The organism is Polynucleobacter sp. MWH-UH23A, from assembly GCF_040409805.1.
Classification (GTDB): Bacteria; Pseudomonadota; Gammaproteobacteria; order Burkholderiales; family Burkholderiaceae; genus Polynucleobacter.
In genome coordinates, this window is sequence record NZ_CP099572.1 from 1,697,257 (window position 1) to 1,712,736 (window position 15,480).

Genomic DNA, 15,480 nt, shown 5'->3' on the forward strand with positions numbered 1-15,480 from the left:
TCTTACTCAGCAAACCGAATACAGTTTTTCCCCGCTCGTTTAGCACGATACATGGCACCATCTGCTGCCTCAATGAGGGCAAGTGCATTTTTACCCCGCCCAGAATTGCCAGGTTCAATTACGGAAACTCCTATGCTTGCACCCAAGAAGAGGGTGAGTGGCTCATTCGTATTTAATCTCATTGGACTTGAAATAGCATTGAGTAGTCGATTGGCTAAATTCATTATGTAATCTTTATGCTCAATATTTTGCAAAACCACTATGAATTCATCGCCACCCCACCGGCATAACAAATCCTCTGAACGGATGGAGTTTTTTAAACATGCTCCCACCAAACCTAAGGCTTGATCACCAATAACATGTCCATGCTGATCATTAATTTCTTTAAACCCGTCCAAATCAATGAAACAAACCGCTGAGAACTTATCTCGATAATGAAGTTCATTTAAAGTCCGCTCAAAGCAGTCCAGCATGCTGGTCCTCAACAAGAGACCTGTTAACTCATCATGCACAAGAGCAAATGGAAGTGGCTGATCATGACTCAATTCGTGGAAAATATGACGCTGGAGTGGCGATAAATCAGAGCTCGCTAGAGTTGACGCAAAGATGTCTTGATGCTTAGCATCTTGAACCACTTTTTGCATCTGGGTAAACAAGGACTTAAATTGTTCAGCTAGACGAGAAGACTTTAGATTTTGGTCTGCCATTTAGTTGCAGATAATTGACTTCACACTTGATTCAATTGTGTCCGGATCAATAGGCATCACACTTGATTTACTTTTATTGAAAAATACTTCATTCAAGGATTTGGTTTTGGAGTCAAAATACAGGTAAGAAGCACGGTAAAAGAAAAAGTGATTTTCTTTGCAATCTTGAGCGCCACTCAAACTAAAAAGATTAAATGGTTTACCGTTTGGCGCCAAATGATCCTTGTTGAAATGGGCTGACACGGTATACCAAACATATGGCTCCTCTGCTTTACCCCAACCTGATAACAAATACAGAGTCGATTCGGCATTTTTCCGAATAACAATGTCTTTATCATTATTGACTTTAGAGCCCTGCTTTCCGGTACTCATTTTTGTAGCAGCCGGCTCTTGATGATCCGACTTTGCTTGAGCGCTCGCAACCAAAGAAATTGTCAATAAAACCCAAAAAATACGAGGCAGGCAAGACCGATGTAAATCCTTCAAGAGGCAGTTCATTATTTGACCTCCTCTACACTTTTATTGGGCTGCCACTTCGCAAAAGCCGATGGAATGGGTTTACCTTCTTCGACGCCGTAATATACAACCGCACCACTTTGGCTAATTGCTGCGAAATATTGACTAGTCTCCGGATCAATCACAAAAGCGGATTCGAGCTCGTTGCAAGCTTGCTTTTTGCATCCAGACCCTAAGATTTGCTTACCCACATAAGTAATTTGAGCACTTTCTTCCATCGCCTCTTTAAACACTTTGTAGTCAGCCGAAAGCAGGTAGGAAAAAATAAAGCTTCGGTCCCCATCCTTTACATAATCCAATGAGGAAGTGCCTACCATTAGTGGCGCGTAGGAAACCTGGTCCTTAACCAAGTCATCGTACTTTATCTTCTGTCGATTCTGAAGAGCCGACTGTTCAGCTTGTTTATTTTCAAGCGCTCGATAATCCCAAACTTTGAATACGGCATAGAGTAAGACAAGTAAAGCAAGAAAAAAGGCGATGCCTTTCAACAACAACTTTGCCAAGGCTTTTACTTTAGCCACCATCATCAACTCTTGATATCCAATCTATTTGAGTCAGTCTTATAACCAGCGTTGCCCAATTAGAGCGTGCATTTCTTCAATAACACTATAAAGCAAATCAACATAGGCGCCCTAAGCTTACTTGAAAAAGAACTGGTTTTGCAAAAATGATGGTCGGCCCACGAAATTTGCCATAATCTCACATATTCTATCCACCTTAATATCGGAGCTCTTGAAACTTAAAGAGCCGACCCAGATTTGGAGCCTTCATGGGAAATCTTGATGATGCAATCGCCGAGCTAAAAGAAATTAACAGTCGCTTGGCTGAAATAAGCGACTCCATTCAGGCTAGGGATAAAAAATCTGATGAAAGCTTAAATACCATCAGAAAGGATCTTTGGAACATTAAAAATATCGTCGCCGATGAAAATATTCAAAATAAGATCATTCAAAAAGGAGTAGAGAGAGCGTTAGCCAAAGCGGCTATTTATGCTCTAGTGTCATCTATGATGCTATACATCATTGGAAAGTTTCTGCTGTAGCGTACCCAACTAAAATCGCTAGTTAGATTCAATTTTTTCTATAACAACAGAGTATTGAATATCACCAACAAAACGACTCAACCAATTTTTTTCAACGAGGTCGTTGACCACTAAATAAGCAAGAGAGTAATTACCCTCGTTAGTAATCAAGCTTGCAACACAGGACCGCCGAGAATTGTCATGAGAGACTTCCCGAATCCGATCAAAAGCCTGTGTTCGAGCATTTTTAATAAGCGCTTCATTACTCCTAATGTTTTTATTTAAAAGAATCTGGACGGACTCATCCTGACATTTTGGAAGGTCGCGATAGTAATAAATATGAATTAACGCGCCAGCCACCGTCAACAAAATAAAGCCTACCAACAACAGCCAAGGAATCTTCCTCCGACCAGAATCCTCCTCTAGTGATTCCTTAAGATGATGGATCTGATCCTTTGGTATTTGCGCCATCTCAAGCCCCGAAGATTTACCCTTGTGCACTTTCAGATTTTGTTAACGGCACAACATTATTGGCCAAATCCTCAAGATCAGATAGGGTGGCAGCATTTTTCAATACATCCGGCAACAAACACTTTAGGTTGCCATTTACTTTAGCATCAGGGTGAACGTTAATTTGCGAGTAGGTTATGTCGCCACAGACCACGGCACCTGGATAAACCTCAACCCTTCCTTTTGCTAAGACCGATCCATTAATGCGTCCAATAATAATTGCATGGGAACTATGAATATCGCCCTCCAAGAATCCGGTCTTACCGATCACCGCAGTGTAACCATTGTCTGCCTCAGGCCCAGTTTCATCCTGATGAATATCGCCCACAAGATGTCCGGAGAGCAACATATTGCCTCTGTGCGTAAAATTTCCCGTAACCTTTGAACCAGAACCGACTGTAGTTGAATACGTCAACTGCGTATCAGCCATTGGGCCTTTTTTTGAAAATTCAAACATATGTACCTCCTCTACAAGATGAGAGTCAACTACCTACTGCATTGCAACTTCAACCAACCTCATTTGTTTCATACCAGCGTTAGGCGGCCGCACCCTCCAACCCTGATAAAACATCTCAACATTGTCTAAATCCTGCGCCGTCACAACAAAAGGAGGGGTGCCCTTAAATGAATGCGCCGTATTTGGCTCTAACTCAACCAATACTTGCTTGCCTTGACTATCAGTCACACACAAAACTTGTTTAACCAAGGTTTTGATGTTGACAGCATCGCCAGACTTCGAGGGATTTGGGGACTTATAAACCAGTAATTGATCATCTCGAACTGGTGAACATTGATTTGGAGCACCTACTGAGGTTGCAACTGATTCCACTTTGGCATCAGCCTTTGAAGAAGACTTTTCATCCTCTTGCATCGGCTTTTCATCTTGAGCTGCAATATCCTTGGGCGACTCAGGTAATTCGACTTTTTTATTGTCACCTTGCCCCAAAAAAACCATAGCCCTATCCGAGACATGAAACCAATTTTCCGAAACATAGATCGCTGCAAACCCCAGCAATACAAATGCCGAAACATTCATCCACTTGACTTGTCTTGGTCGACTACTAACATGAGGCAATGAAGTACCCGAATTAGTACTTTCATAAATAAGATCATCCAACTGCTCTCCTTCACCTGAAAGCGACTGATTGGCACCAGTCTTCGCCAAATCACTCTCATGATGCTCACTCAGACCTTCAACAGCAAGTTGGGGAGAATTGTTTTCGACAGCTTCTGCGGGCTGCTGCAGATAGTCTTCAGCTTTTAAACCCAAATATGTCCCGACTTTTTTTGCAGCAGAAACTTTTAGTTGAAAATTATAGAAAGATGAAATTCCACCCTCTTCCAACTCAACAATCATTTTGCTAGAGAGACAGCAGTGGGATGCCACCTCTGCCCGCTCCATGCCTAGCTTTTCTCTGGCTTTCTTAAGCGCATTTCCATCAATTTCGGGAAGGCGAGCATGGTGCATAAATTTAGCGTTCTACAGAAAACTGCAAAAATTCGCAATCGGATTGGTCTCTTTTTATGGTAAGAATTACTGACGCCATATTAGCACCAAATAGACATCAAACCCTTAAAAATACTAGTCAATCTTTACAATATGACTGAAAAAGTACAAAATTGAGGCTGGAAATAAAATCACGCATTATTAAAGATTAAAAAACCGTCGCTCAAATGCAATTAATCTGGGTTTCAGGCTCTACTTCAACGATGAAGCAAATCAAAATTACGGGTAGAACCGTAATTAAGCTTGCTGTTTTATCGTTCAGCGTCTTTATTCTGATCGGCATAGGGATTCATTTTTTAGGCTTTCGAGTTGCCATTCGTTTTAGCCCGGAAATGACCAAAGAAATGGGCGGGGTAATCACCCGGAAGGAGCTCGATGAGATTGAGGCTACTTATCGCGAAAAGCTTCAAACTCTGCAGCGTCAACTTCCTGTCATAGAGTCGAAAATCAGCGCACTCAATGCTTTAAAGGATCAGTTTTCGGATTTAGCCACCCCCACACCGATCAAAATTAAGCCACAGAACAACGACAACTAATGCACAACTTTAGTGCATTAGTTGTCTTGCTTTAAATTTTGAGGCAAGTCCGTTATACGATATGATCAAGTCACATTTATTAATTTAGGAAAATAATGATGATGGATAACAATCCAAAAGGTTCACTCTTTGTTGGCGAAGGCGTGGTAGTTAAAGGTACATTCGAGGTTCCTGAAATGGCGGTTGTTGCCGGCGTAGTTGAAGGCGAGTTAAACACCAAAGAGGTTTTAGTGGATGCAACTGGGATTGTTAACGGCAGAATTAATGCGGAAGTTGTTGAAATCCGCGGCGAGGTAACTCAAGGCCTTCATGTAACCAATCACTTAAATATCAAATCAAGTGCAAAAATTACAGGCTTGACCCAATACGCTGAGATGAGTGTTGAAAAAGGCGCAAAACTCAGTGGAGAATTACGAGTAATTGAAACTAGTCACGTTCCCTCATATTCTTCTAGCCCTTCATACGGCTCGAACATTAGCACTACAGATGGCGAATAATTAGACTCAAATTTGAGAAGCGCATTGTATTTAGCGCCTCTCAAATACAGGCTCGCCGCAAGCGTTGAGCATAGTCAGCATTTGGAAGTAGGCTGGGGGACTCGCGTTCAATTCCGAGCCTTCAAATGCAGCGATCCGAGTTTTATCAATCGCCTTAAAAATTTCTGAATCAAAATGGATACCCCTGATTGATTCATCAAGCTCATATCTATCCTCACTCAATTTTTGGACAGCTTTAAATACCTCGGCCCTGCCAGTCCCAATCCTAACAATCCAAATATCGGAGAACCCGGTCGAGTCACGGAATAATGTCCATCTACCCCAAGTCACATCCTCATTTTCCATATAAGAATCTTGCTCAAGGACTTTAAGTACGCTACCACTATATTTAAAACTTGAGCTCAGTGCTTCATTTAGTCCGTCTAAGAAAAAATGAATCTTCGTTTGATTGTCAAAATGGATTGGCTGCAATTGCGCAATTTGGGACTCATAGCGGTGAAGATTTCTCATGCAAGAAGTTACTCGCCCAGCCGTATTAGCTGTAACTAAATGATTTTTGTCACCAGCTTCTTTTAAATTATCCTCAGAACTGGCTAGGACAACGTCCGCTTGCGATTTAATTACCCCAAATAGCGTTAGCGATTCAGGACTAACGCCGAATTTCTTGCTCCAATACTTCTCAATCTCTAAACATGCCTCAGACAACTGCGCTCTCAATTGCTCATCTTTAGGAAATTTAGTCACCTGAGCAAACAAGCTATCGACTAGACGAACTTCCCGCCCATCAGCGTTTACTGTTTTTGCATGCCAAAAGCTTTGAAAATCTTCAAATTGATGACGAAGGCTGTAAAAACGGAATACAGCAACATCAAACATGGCCTGATCCATGTATTGCGGGGAAGTAGATCCTAAGTTAAATAAGGCCATAAGTTTTTTAGTTCTGAAGTAAGAAGTAAGCCTTTGTTGCAATGCTCATCGACTTCTTATCTTAGCCCAATTTGCCTGGAATACTGCCGCAGAAGAGTCCACCACCCCTTCTGGCTCCTCACCATTTCTAGAAATCATTAAGCCATTTAATTTGGCCCCATGCTCTATACCCAGTTGACCATAGGTAATATCGCCTCGAACCTCTGCGCCCTCATGCAATTCAACGCGTTCGGTAGCATAAATATTACCCTCAACTCGTCCAGCTACCAAAACTCGGAAAGCATAGATATCTCCCTGAACAAGTCCAGTGCGACCTAAAGCAATACTGACATTTTTGCCCTGCTTGGCTTCAATATTCCCAATCACACTACCATCAATTCTCAAACTCTCATTTGCAACCAATCTTCCATGAACTTCTGTTGCAGGGCCAACAATAGTCTCAAACGACTCCATAGTCGGCTGCAAAAATCTAATCGATTGAGATTTTTTGAAAAGCATCTTCAAACCCTTTTAAGCTCATGGCTGTTTATTTTGGTGCTGAGTACCGTATCTCTTGAATCCAGAGAACTCAGGGAGAGACATTCTATCTTTATTTTCTGAATTTCAGAAGAGAATTATAAGTGAATACTCACTAACATTTATCATTCACATTACTCCAATAGACTCTAAGGTCAAGCCAAAAAAACCATGCTGAGGTCAATAACCCTCTCCTTTTCAGCATTAAAACCAGCATTGATGGCAGTAAACCTGCGTTAGCAGAATAATGAATACAAATCGTAGGCAATGGAAAAAATGCACCCCATCATTTCTGATGAGGGCTTTCTTTTTTCTGGTGGGCCCACCAGGACTTGAACCTGGGACCAAAGGATTATGAGTCCTCTGCTCTAACCAACTGAGCTATAGGCCCTATGCCCTCATTGTAATTGAAGGGTCACTCAGATCCCCGTATCCAATGTGGGCAAATGCATATGCATCACATAAAGATATACATTATTGTATGTATATCTTAAGGAGCTATTGATCATGATTGTTTCTAAATGGGGTAACAGCCTTGCAATTCGATTGCCTTCCCAGGTGGTTGATTACTTGAAGCTAAAAGAAGGTGACGAAATTGAGGTTCATGTCGCCGATAAAAAACATTTTCAAATTAGGAAGAAACCATCTCTACAAGAGAGGATTGAGGGTCTGAGAAAATTCCGTGGACGTATGCCCGCTGATTTTCACTTTGATCGATCTGAATTGAATGAACGCTAAAAAAATATTTTTTGATACAAATACTTTGCTTTATCTACTGTCATCAGATGATAGAAAAGCAGATTGGGTTAGTAAAAATCTACAGCAGTACAATGTAGTTAGCGTTCAAGTGCTTAATGAGTTTACTTCGGCCAGCCTTAGAAAAACAAAATTATCTAACGGCGAGTTAGATGAGTTTTTAGATCTTTTTACATCTCTATTTCAGGTGAGGTCTCTTGATATCGACACCTTCAAGACCGGGCTGATGGTTTCAAGGCAATACGGATACCAACACTATGATTCGATGATTATTGCTGCTGCATTGCAGGCGGGTTGCGAGAGGCTTTACTCAGAAGATATGCAGCATCGGCAAATAATTGATAAGAGACTACAAATCGTGAACCCTTTTGTTTAAGGGGTTCACGATATTGATTACAAAGCTCAATCTTCCTCGAGGAAGGTCTTGAGCTTATCGCTGCGGCTTGGATGACGCATCTTGCGCAGTGCTTTCGCTTCAATCTGACGAATACGCTCACGAGTCACATCAAACTGTTTACCCACTTCTTCAAGGGTGTGGTCTGTACTCATCTCCACACCAAAGCGCATCCGTAATACTTTTGCTTCACGTGGTGTAAGTGAGTCCAATACATCCTTCACAACATCACGCATCGAGTCATGCAATGCTGCTTCAGAAGGAGCAAGGGTATTGCCGTCTTCAATGAAGTCGCCCAAATGAGAATCTTCGTCGTCACCAATTGGTGTTTCCATTGAGATTGGCTCTTTCGCAATCTTCATGATCTTACGGATCTTATCCTCTGGAATCTCCATCTTCAGCGCCAAAGTTGCCGCATCTGGCTCATGACCAGTTTCCTGCAAGATTTGACGACTAATACGGTTCATCTTATTGATGGTCTCAATCATGTGAACTGGGATACGGATCGTACGTGCCTGGTCAGCAATCGAACGAGTAATCGCCTGACGAATCCACCAAGTTGCATAAGTTGAGAACTTATAGCCACGACGGTATTCAAACTTATCTACCGCCTTCATCAAACCAATATTACCTTCCTGAATCAAATCCAAGAACTGCAAGCCACGGTTGGTGTATTTCTTAGCAATTGAAATAACCAAACGCAAGTTCGCTACGGTCATCTCACGCTTCGCCTCACGAGCACGCTTCTCGCCCGCGATCATCTGTTTGTTTACTTCTTTGAGTTCAGGCAAGGGAATAACCACATTCTTCTGAATGTCGATCAACTTCTGTTGCAATTCCTGAATCGCTGGAACGTTACGTTGCAAGAGCGCGCTGTATGGCTTGCCCTCTTTGAGCAACTTATCTGTCCAGCCCAAGTTCATAGACATCTTAGGGAAGTCTTTTAATACTTCACCACGATTTACACCCACTTTATCAACTAACAAGCTAACAATACCGCGCTCCAGTTTCCAAACCTGGTCTACTTGGGCACGCATGGTGTCACATAGTTTCTCAACACTCTTTGCCGTTAAGCGGAAACCGAGTAACTCTGCACGAATCGCTTCTTGTGCCTTGATGTATGCAGGACAGTTATAACCATCCTTATCAAAGGCACGGCGCATTTTTTCAGCTTGGGTACGTACGATGGCAAATTTCTCTAATGAGATTTGCTTTAATTCCTCTAACTGCTTGGCGTTTGCAGTTGCAGCACCACCGCCACCACCCCCGCCTTCATCGTCACCGTCTTCTTCGCCCTCTTCAGCGTCAGGATCTATTTCAGACTCTTCAGGTCCTAGCTTGATGTCTTCTGCATTTGGATCAACTAAGCCATCAACGAATTGATCAATTTCTAATTCGCCAGCGGCGATCTTGTCTACGTTACTGAGAATTTCTGCAATCGTTACGGGGCATGCAGACAAGGCCATCACCATGTCTTTAAGACCGGCCTCGATCTTTTTCGCGATGACGATCTCGCCTTCGCGGGTCAACAAATCAACCGTACCCATTTCGCGCATATACATACGTACTGGATCGGTTGTGCGACCAAACTCTGAATCCACAGTAGACAGGGCTGCTTCAGCCTCTTCTTCAGCCTCTTCTTCAGAAGCGGCGGCTGCTGTGTTATCAGACAGAATTAATGTTTCTGCGTCTGGCGCTTGTTCGTAAACAGTAATACCAATGTCATTCAACAAGCTGATCAGGGTTTCCAATGCATCCGCATCAGACAACTCATCAGACATCACGTCATTCATCTCACCATGGGTTAAGTAACCCTTGGACATACCCATCTTGATCAAAGTCTTCAAGCGGGCACGGCGTAACTCTTGTTGTTCTTCAGTGCCTAACTGTTGCGCGGCAAACTCTTTTAACAACGCTTTTTCCTTTGCCTTACGCTCACGCGCTTTTTGGCGATCGGTTAATACCGGCTCTGCGCCATCGGCAGCAGGTTCTTTGGCTTTGCGGCCACGCTTCTTCTCTTCTTGAGGTGTGGCAACTTCCGCTTGTACAGCTTTCGCTTTTTTGCCCTTAAGCTCTTTTGTATCTTCAGCCTTTTCGGCAGCCTTACCTTTTTTTGCTGTCTCAACTTTCACATCAGCCTTAGTAGGCTTAGCTGGCTTTTCAACTTTTGCAGGCGCCTTTGCTGGAGCTTTTGCTTTTGGTGCTGGCTTAGCTGGTGTCTTAGTTTTAGCTATTGGCTTTGCAGGTGCTTTGGCTTTCACTGCTGGTTTTGCTGGGGCCTTTGCTTTCGCTACAGGCTTTGCTTTTGGTGCTGGCTTAGTTACTGCCTTAGCTGGTGCCTTACCTTTAGCAACTGGCTTTGCAGGCGCTTTCGCTGCAGCTTTTGTCTTTGGTGCTGGCTTGGCAGCTACTTTTGCTTTTGGAGCTGGCTTAGTTGCCGCCTTAGTTGCCGCCTTAGCTGGTGCTTTAGCTTTAGCAACTGGCTTTGCAGGCGCTTTCGCTTTCACTGCCGCTTTTGCCTTTGGTGCTGGCTTGGCAGCTACTTTTGCTTTTTGGGCTGGTTTGGCGGATTTTTTTGTCTTGGTATTAGGCATTTATTAGCACTTACTCACATAACTGTTATTGATCACGACTGATTAAGCACAGCCTCGTAGTCCACTTACCCAGAATTTCCTAAAAACTAAGCGCAAGTGGCTGAATTAATTCGTTTTTTTCTTGGGAACAAAGGATTATAGTCGATTGCGACTTTTTTTACCCCCGTTTACCTAAAAATATGGGGTAATTTCAGGTGTTTTCTAGGGGTGTTTCAGGAAATTTTTAGGCAAATTTCAGCTTTTCGCCTAATTCCCTATATCTAGCCTTGTCTTGGTCGCTGGCGCTACCCCCAGCAATTTTTTGGGCGATTTCCGTCATTTCCTGCTTGAGGCCTGCTTTCTCCAGCTTACTGAAAGCACCGTCCAAATCTGCGGAAGCGCCCTCAAGCTCAACGTCGCTTCCCATAATTCTCTTTCTTAATACCTCATACATAGAGGCAAGCTCACTTCGAGAGAGTTGATCCTGAAACATCGCAAAAGATCCTGCACCAACTGTCATCTTCCCACTTTCATCGGCAATCAGCTCTACTTGATCACATTGCGAGAGTAAATCTTTCATCAATATCAAAGCATTTGCCGAGCGTTGCTCTGCCGCCTTTAATGCCAATGCACGCTTACTCTCATTTAATGCTTTGCCTAAATGCGGAAACTGAATGAGAACTCGTAAAATTTGTTCTGCCAAATCCATTGGCGCTTTAGGTGGCTCAATGACTTGTGTGGCAACCCGTTTTGCAGAACCCTTTGATGCTTGCCATGGCGCACCTTGTCGATTACCTAAACCACTTAGGTTATTTGCTAGGTTTGTAGATTTCGCTTGTGTAGCTTGATAAGGTGATGTCTGCACGGGAGTGGGAACTACACTGAGACCGCAAAATGACTCCAACTCGGCAGGAGTAGTATTGGTACGAATCGCTAGCTCACGCAGCATTTGTGTGCGCAAGGCAATTGGTGGCATCGACAATAGTAAAGGCTTTGCCGCATGGTGTGTTTGCGCCCTGCCCTCTGGCGTAGTTAATTCGTGACCCTCACTAGCTACCTTAAAGAAGAAACTCGATAAAGACATCGCTTCTTTAATCACTTTTTCAAAAGCAGCTTCACCATAGGCCCTGACATAACTATCTGGGTCATGCTCAGTTGGCAAGAATAAGAAACGAATCTCTTTGTCGTCAGACATGAGTGGCAAGCAGGCCTCGAGCGCACGCTGTGCTGCCCGCTGCCCTGCTGCATCACCATCAAATGAGAAAACTACTTTATCGGTTTGACGCAACAACATGCGCACATGATTTGCTGTACATGCAGTACCTAATGTTGCTACTGCATTTGGAAAACCTAGTTGCGCAAGAGCCACGACATCCATATAGCCTTCGCATACCAATACATATTCTTTGGCGCGAATGGCTTGTCTTGCTTCAAACAATCCGTAAAGCGTATTACCCTTGGAGAACAATGGTGTTTCCGGGGAATTTAAATACTTGGGCTCACCTTGATCCAGAATGCGCCCACCAAACCCGATGGTTTGTCCTTTGGGATTGCGAATCGGAAACATGATGCGATCGCGAAAGCGGTCATAACGCTTTACTGGCGCACCTTCAGACTGCTCACCCTGAATAATCAAGCCGCCCTCGACTAGAGTCTTTGCAATTTCATCATTTGAGTAAGACCCAAAGACTGCCTCAAGACCTTGCCAGCCATCAGGGGCATAACCTAGTGCGTAGCGCTTTGCGACCCCACCCGTCAGGCCACGCCCTTTGAGGTATTCAACTGCACGCGTGCTTCCTTTGAGTTGCTGGCGATACCAATCAGCCGCTGAACTCATCACCTCACTCAAGGCCATCGCTTGCTGTTGACGGGCAACATCATTAGCAGTTCGCTCTTCGCGAGGTACATCTAGCCCAGCAGAGCGTGCGAGCTCTTCTATCGCATCGACATATCCAAGACCGGAATACTCCATCAAAAAACTAATTGCAGATCCGTGGGCCCCGCATCCAAAGCAGTGATAGAACTGCTTGGTTGGTGAAACAGAAAATGATGGTGACTTCTCAGAATGAAAAGGGCACAAACCTTGATAGTTCGCACCAGCCTTTTTTAACTTCACATGCTGCCCAACCACATCAACAATATCGACCCTATTTAACAGATCGGCAATGAAGGATTGTGGAATGAGCGCCATACGATCAGTATGAAACGGTTTTCTGAGTTTTACTAGAGAGTTACTTCGCCAGCGCGGCTTTTACCAAGCCAGATACTTTACCCATATCGGCTTTACCAGCTAGCTGACCCTTGAGCACACCAATCACCTTGCCCATATCCTGTGGGCCTGCAGCGCCTGTAGATGCAACCGCCGCAGCAATTGCCACCTCTACTTCTGCGTCTGACATTTGTGCTGGTAAGTAGGCTTGCAGAATTGTCATCTCTGCAGATTCGACTGCAACGAGATCATCACGCCCCGCTTTCTCAAACTGGGAAATAGAATCTTTGCGCTGCTTGATCATTTTTTCAACTGTAGTAATCACCGCTGCATCATCGAGCACAATGCGGTCATCTACTTCACGCTGCTTGATAGCAGCCAACAACAGACGAATGGTTCCCAAGCGCGCAGTTTCTTTGGCGCGCATGGCGGATTTCATATCTTCAGTGATTTGATCTTTCAAACTCATGGGGCGATCCTAGTTTTCTGAGGTGGTGTTTAAAAAGCAAAAACCCGCTGCGTTTCACCGTCAGCGGGTTTCAAAGCCTCTCGGTGAAGAGAGCTTTAAATTCTATTAGTAAAGCTTCTTAGGCAACATTTGGCTGCGAATGCGCTTGTAATGGCGCTTAGCAGCTGCAGCCTTTTTACGCTTACGCTCAGCCGTTGGCTTCTCGTAAAACTCGCGTGCACGCAAGTCTGTCAAAAGACCATTTTTCTCAATGGTGCGCTTGAAACGGCGCAATGCCACTTCAAATGGTTCGTTTTCGCGAAGGCGGACTGTAGTCATACTTATTTAACTCGTATATGCTCGATGGGTATCGAAAAATTAACTCAATTGCGATTCTAGCACGACCAAGCGAAAAATGATTGTTTTAGGCATAGAAACTTCCTGTGATGAGACTGGGGTGGCGATTTACAACACCGCCCCCTGGGAAGCTGGAAAACCTGCATTTTTAGGCATTCTGGGCCAGGGTTTGCACTCCCAGATCGCCATGCACCGGGATTATGGGGGTGTTGTTCCTGAGCTAGCCTCCCGAGATCATATTCGTCGTGTTTTACCCCTTTTAGACCAATCCCTGACCCAATCTGGCCTTAAATTAGGCGATATTGATGCGATTGCCTTCACTCAAGGGCCTGGTTTAGCCGGCGCCCTATTGGTTGGCAGTGCTTTTGCCAAATCTTTAGCCCAAGGCCTTCATTTACCCACCATCGGGGTTCATCATCTAGAAGGCCACCTCCTTTCCCCGCTTTTGGGTCAAACCGCTCCGCAATTTCCATTTATTGCCCTATTGGTTTCGGGTGGGCATACCCAACTTATGAAAGTTTCTGGCATCGGCCAATATGAACTTTTGGGCGAGACCTTGGATGATGCTGCTGGTGAAGCCTTTGATAAAACTGCCAAATTGTTAGGTTTAGCTTACCCAGGTGGTGCTGCGATTTCCAAGCTGGCAGAAAAAGGTCGTGTCGGCATTTTTGATTTACCAAAACCAATGCTGCACTCTGGCGATTTAGATTTTTCGTTCTCGGGATTAAAGACTGCCGTTCTCAATCAAGTCAAAAAGTTTGAATCACAATCTGTAACAGATTCCACGCAAGTGGCACAGTTTCATGCTGATCTTGCTAGAAGTTTTGTAGACGCCATTGTTGCCGTGCTCGTTAGCAAATCTGAGAAAGCCCTTAAGCAAACCGGTTGCAAACATTTGGTTCTTGCTGGTGGTGTGGGTGCTAATTTGCAACTGCGCAGTGCACTGAACGAAAAAGCATCTCGCAATGGTTTTGAAGTGCATTACCCACCGCTGGAGCTATGTACTGATAACGGCGTCATGATTGCATTTGCTGGTGCACTACGCTTGCTAAGCAAAAATAATGGCTCCACAACCTCTGGAGCCTTTGACATCAAACCCCGCTGGGATTTGCAAAGCAATAATTTAGTTTAGTGTGGCTTAGCTCAGCTCAGTGCGCTTTATTTCTGGTGCGAAATTCTGGCAAACGCGCTGTGGTTATGAATGGATTCAAAGTTCTCAGCCTCGACTATAAAGGACTGAATACGCTGTTCTGCCTTTAAACGGCCAGCAACATCGCGCACCAAATCTTCAACAAATTTAGGATTACTGTAGGAATGTTCAGTCACCCACTTTTCATCAGGACGCTTGAGTAAGCCCCAAAGCTCGCTGGATGCCTCGCTCTCTGCCGCCGCAACCAAATCTTCTACCGTCATTTGCGTTGCTGAATCTAGAGTCACTGTCATCGTGACATGTGAACGCTGATTATGAGCGCCAAATTCTGAAATCTCTTTTGAGCAAGGGCACAAACTCATCACTGGTACTTGTGCACGTAATCCCAGCTCAACATCTGTTGCACCATTGGCATTTTGTTTTGCTGTTGCCATCCAAGTCACTTCGTAATCCATCAAGCTCTCAACACCAGAAACAGGCGCTGCTTTTTTAACAAAGTGCGTATAGGTAAATTGCACATGACCTTCTTTAGCATCCAACAATGGCAACATTTCGCGCACTAACGTGACCACTGTAGTGCTGTCGACTGCTTGTTCTTGCTGTTGCAGCAGCGCCATGAAACGAGACATGTGCGTACCTTTCACATGCGCTGGTAAAGCTACATCCATCTCGAAAGTGCCAACCGATGGGAAGTTCCCTGTATTGCTACGAATCATTAATGGATGACGCACGCCACGAATACCAACTTGCTCAATAGGCAAGGCGCGCTTGTCCAAGGAGGACTGCACATCCGGCATAGCGCTGGCTTTGAGAAAGGCGGGGTTCATGTCATTCATAGCTCTATTTTCAAGCAAAA

At 44.2% G+C, this 15,480-nt stretch carries 19 protein-coding genes and 1 tRNA gene; 6 read left to right on the forward strand and 14 right to left on the reverse strand.

Annotated features, from left to right (window positions below; genetic code table 11):
- Window positions 1–2: 2 nt before the first annotated feature.
- Genes NHB35_RS08890 through NHB35_RS08900 form a run of 3 tightly spaced genes read right to left on the reverse strand, consistent with a single transcriptional unit; the run spans window position 3 to window position 1,753 of the window.
- Window positions 3–707: a GGDEF domain-containing protein gene (locus NHB35_RS08890; protein WP_353432013.1), complete on the reverse strand. Its 705-nt coding sequence runs from the start codon at window positions 705–707 to the stop codon at window positions 3–5.
- On the reverse strand, window positions 708–1,205 hold the full coding sequence (locus NHB35_RS08895; protein WP_353432014.1) for a hypothetical protein: 498 nt from the start codon (window positions 1,203–1,205) through the stop codon (window positions 708–710).
- Window positions 1,205–1,753, reverse strand: coding sequence for a hypothetical protein (locus NHB35_RS08900; RefSeq protein ID WP_353432015.1), 549 nt, complete (start codon window positions 1,751–1,753; stop codon window positions 1,205–1,207). The genes NHB35_RS08895 and NHB35_RS08900 overlap by 1 nt, the downstream gene beginning before the upstream one ends.
- Window positions 1,754–1,992: 239 nt before the next feature.
- Here NHB35_RS08900 and NHB35_RS08905 point away from each other — a divergent pair, with 239 nt between their 5' ends.
- The gene (locus tag NHB35_RS08905) at window positions 1,993–2,265 is read left to right on the forward strand and encodes a hypothetical protein (RefSeq protein WP_353432016.1); all 273 of its coding nucleotides are present in this window, start codon (window positions 1,993–1,995) and stop codon (window positions 2,263–2,265) included.
- A gap of 18 nt (window positions 2,266–2,283) precedes the next feature.
- Here NHB35_RS08905 and NHB35_RS08910 read toward each other — a convergent pair whose 3' ends face one another.
- The 3 genes from NHB35_RS08910 to NHB35_RS08920 are packed head-to-tail and all read right to left on the reverse strand — an operon-like array spanning window position 2,284 to window position 4,222.
- Window positions 2,284–2,715, reverse strand: a complete 432-nt coding sequence (locus NHB35_RS08910) for a hypothetical protein (protein ID WP_353432017.1) — start codon at window positions 2,713–2,715, stop codon at window positions 2,284–2,286.
- 16 nt (window positions 2,716–2,731) lie between these two features.
- A complete protein-coding gene (locus NHB35_RS08915; RefSeq protein WP_353432018.1) occupies window positions 2,732–3,211 on the reverse strand; it encodes a polymer-forming cytoskeletal protein in 480 nt (159 codons plus the stop codon).
- 33 nt (window positions 3,212–3,244) lie between these two features.
- On the reverse strand, window positions 3,245–4,222 hold the full coding sequence (locus NHB35_RS08920) for a helix-turn-helix domain-containing protein (RefSeq protein WP_353432019.1): 978 nt from the start codon (window positions 4,220–4,222) through the stop codon (window positions 3,245–3,247).
- A 206-nt stretch (window positions 4,223–4,428) separates the two neighbouring features.
- Between NHB35_RS08920 and NHB35_RS08925 the strand changes: the two genes are divergently transcribed.
- Both NHB35_RS08925 and NHB35_RS08930 read left to right on the forward strand, forming a co-directional pair.
- A complete protein-coding gene (locus tag NHB35_RS08925) occupies window positions 4,429–4,797 on the forward strand; it encodes a hypothetical protein (RefSeq protein ID WP_353432020.1) in 369 nt (122 codons plus the stop codon).
- Between the two features lie 95 nt (window positions 4,798–4,892).
- Entirely contained in the window at window positions 4,893–5,294 is a 402-nt protein-coding gene (locus NHB35_RS08930; RefSeq protein WP_353432021.1) for a polymer-forming cytoskeletal protein, read from the forward strand.
- 30 nt (window positions 5,295–5,324) lie between these two features.
- On the opposite strand, the gene NHB35_RS08935 is transcribed toward NHB35_RS08930, so the two are convergent.
- From NHB35_RS08935 to NHB35_RS08945, 3 genes are all read right to left on the reverse strand, one after another.
- Window positions 5,325–6,221, reverse strand: coding sequence for a hypothetical protein (locus NHB35_RS08935; protein WP_353432022.1), 897 nt, complete (start codon window positions 6,219–6,221; stop codon window positions 5,325–5,327).
- Between the two features lie 45 nt (window positions 6,222–6,266).
- On the reverse strand, window positions 6,267–6,719 hold the full coding sequence (locus NHB35_RS08940) for a polymer-forming cytoskeletal protein (RefSeq protein ID WP_353432023.1): 453 nt from the start codon (window positions 6,717–6,719) through the stop codon (window positions 6,267–6,269).
- A 332-nt stretch (window positions 6,720–7,051) separates the two neighbouring features.
- A tRNA-Ile gene (locus NHB35_RS08945) sits at window positions 7,052–7,128 on the reverse strand.
- Window positions 7,129–7,244: 116 nt separating this feature from the next.
- Here NHB35_RS08945 and NHB35_RS08950 point away from each other — a divergent pair.
- Entirely contained in the window at window positions 7,245–7,475 is a 231-nt protein-coding gene (locus NHB35_RS08950; protein ID WP_353432024.1) for an AbrB/MazE/SpoVT family DNA-binding domain-containing protein, read from the forward strand.
- Window positions 7,465–7,869 (forward strand): PIN domain-containing protein, encoded by a 405-nt coding sequence (locus NHB35_RS08955; RefSeq protein WP_353432025.1) that lies wholly within the window; start codon window positions 7,465–7,467, stop codon window positions 7,867–7,869. Before NHB35_RS08950 ends, NHB35_RS08955 begins: the two co-directional genes overlap by 11 nt.
- Before the next feature lie 26 nt (window positions 7,870–7,895).
- Here the strand turns inward: NHB35_RS08955 and rpoD are convergent, their stop codons facing one another.
- The 4 genes from rpoD to rpsU form a co-directional block, all read right to left on the reverse strand.
- Complete coding sequence (rpoD, locus tag NHB35_RS08960) at window positions 7,896–10,481, reverse strand: RNA polymerase sigma factor RpoD (protein WP_353432026.1); 2,586 nt, start codon at window positions 10,479–10,481, stop codon at window positions 7,896–7,898.
- A 223-nt stretch (window positions 10,482–10,704) separates the two neighbouring features.
- A complete protein-coding gene (gene dnaG, locus NHB35_RS08965) occupies window positions 10,705–12,651 on the reverse strand; it encodes a DNA primase (protein ID WP_353432027.1) in 1,947 nt (648 codons plus the stop codon).
- A 40-nt stretch (window positions 12,652–12,691) separates the two neighbouring features.
- Window positions 12,692–13,138 carry a GatB/YqeY domain-containing protein gene (locus NHB35_RS08970; RefSeq protein ID WP_353432028.1) on the reverse strand — a complete coding sequence of 149 codons (447 nt, stop codon included), beginning with the start codon at window positions 13,136–13,138 and terminating at the stop codon, window positions 12,692–12,694.
- Between the two features lie 105 nt (window positions 13,139–13,243).
- On the reverse strand, window positions 13,244–13,456 hold the full coding sequence (rpsU, locus tag NHB35_RS08975) for a 30S ribosomal protein S21 (RefSeq protein ID WP_011903537.1): 213 nt from the start codon (window positions 13,454–13,456) through the stop codon (window positions 13,244–13,246).
- A 76-nt stretch (window positions 13,457–13,532) separates the two neighbouring features.
- On the opposite strand from rpsU, the gene tsaD reads away from it, so the two are divergent.
- Window positions 13,533–14,606: a tRNA (adenosine(37)-N6)-threonylcarbamoyltransferase complex transferase subunit TsaD gene (tsaD, locus tag NHB35_RS08980; protein WP_353432029.1), complete on the forward strand. Its 1,074-nt coding sequence runs from the start codon at window positions 13,533–13,535 to the stop codon at window positions 14,604–14,606.
- Window positions 14,607–14,632: 26 nt separating this feature from the next.
- Here the strand turns inward: tsaD and folE2 are convergent, their stop codons facing one another.
- On the reverse strand, window positions 14,633–15,460 hold the full coding sequence (gene folE2 / locus NHB35_RS08985) for a GTP cyclohydrolase FolE2 (protein WP_353432030.1): 828 nt from the start codon (window positions 15,458–15,460) through the stop codon (window positions 14,633–14,635).
- Between the last annotated feature and the right edge of the window lie 20 nt (window positions 15,461–15,480).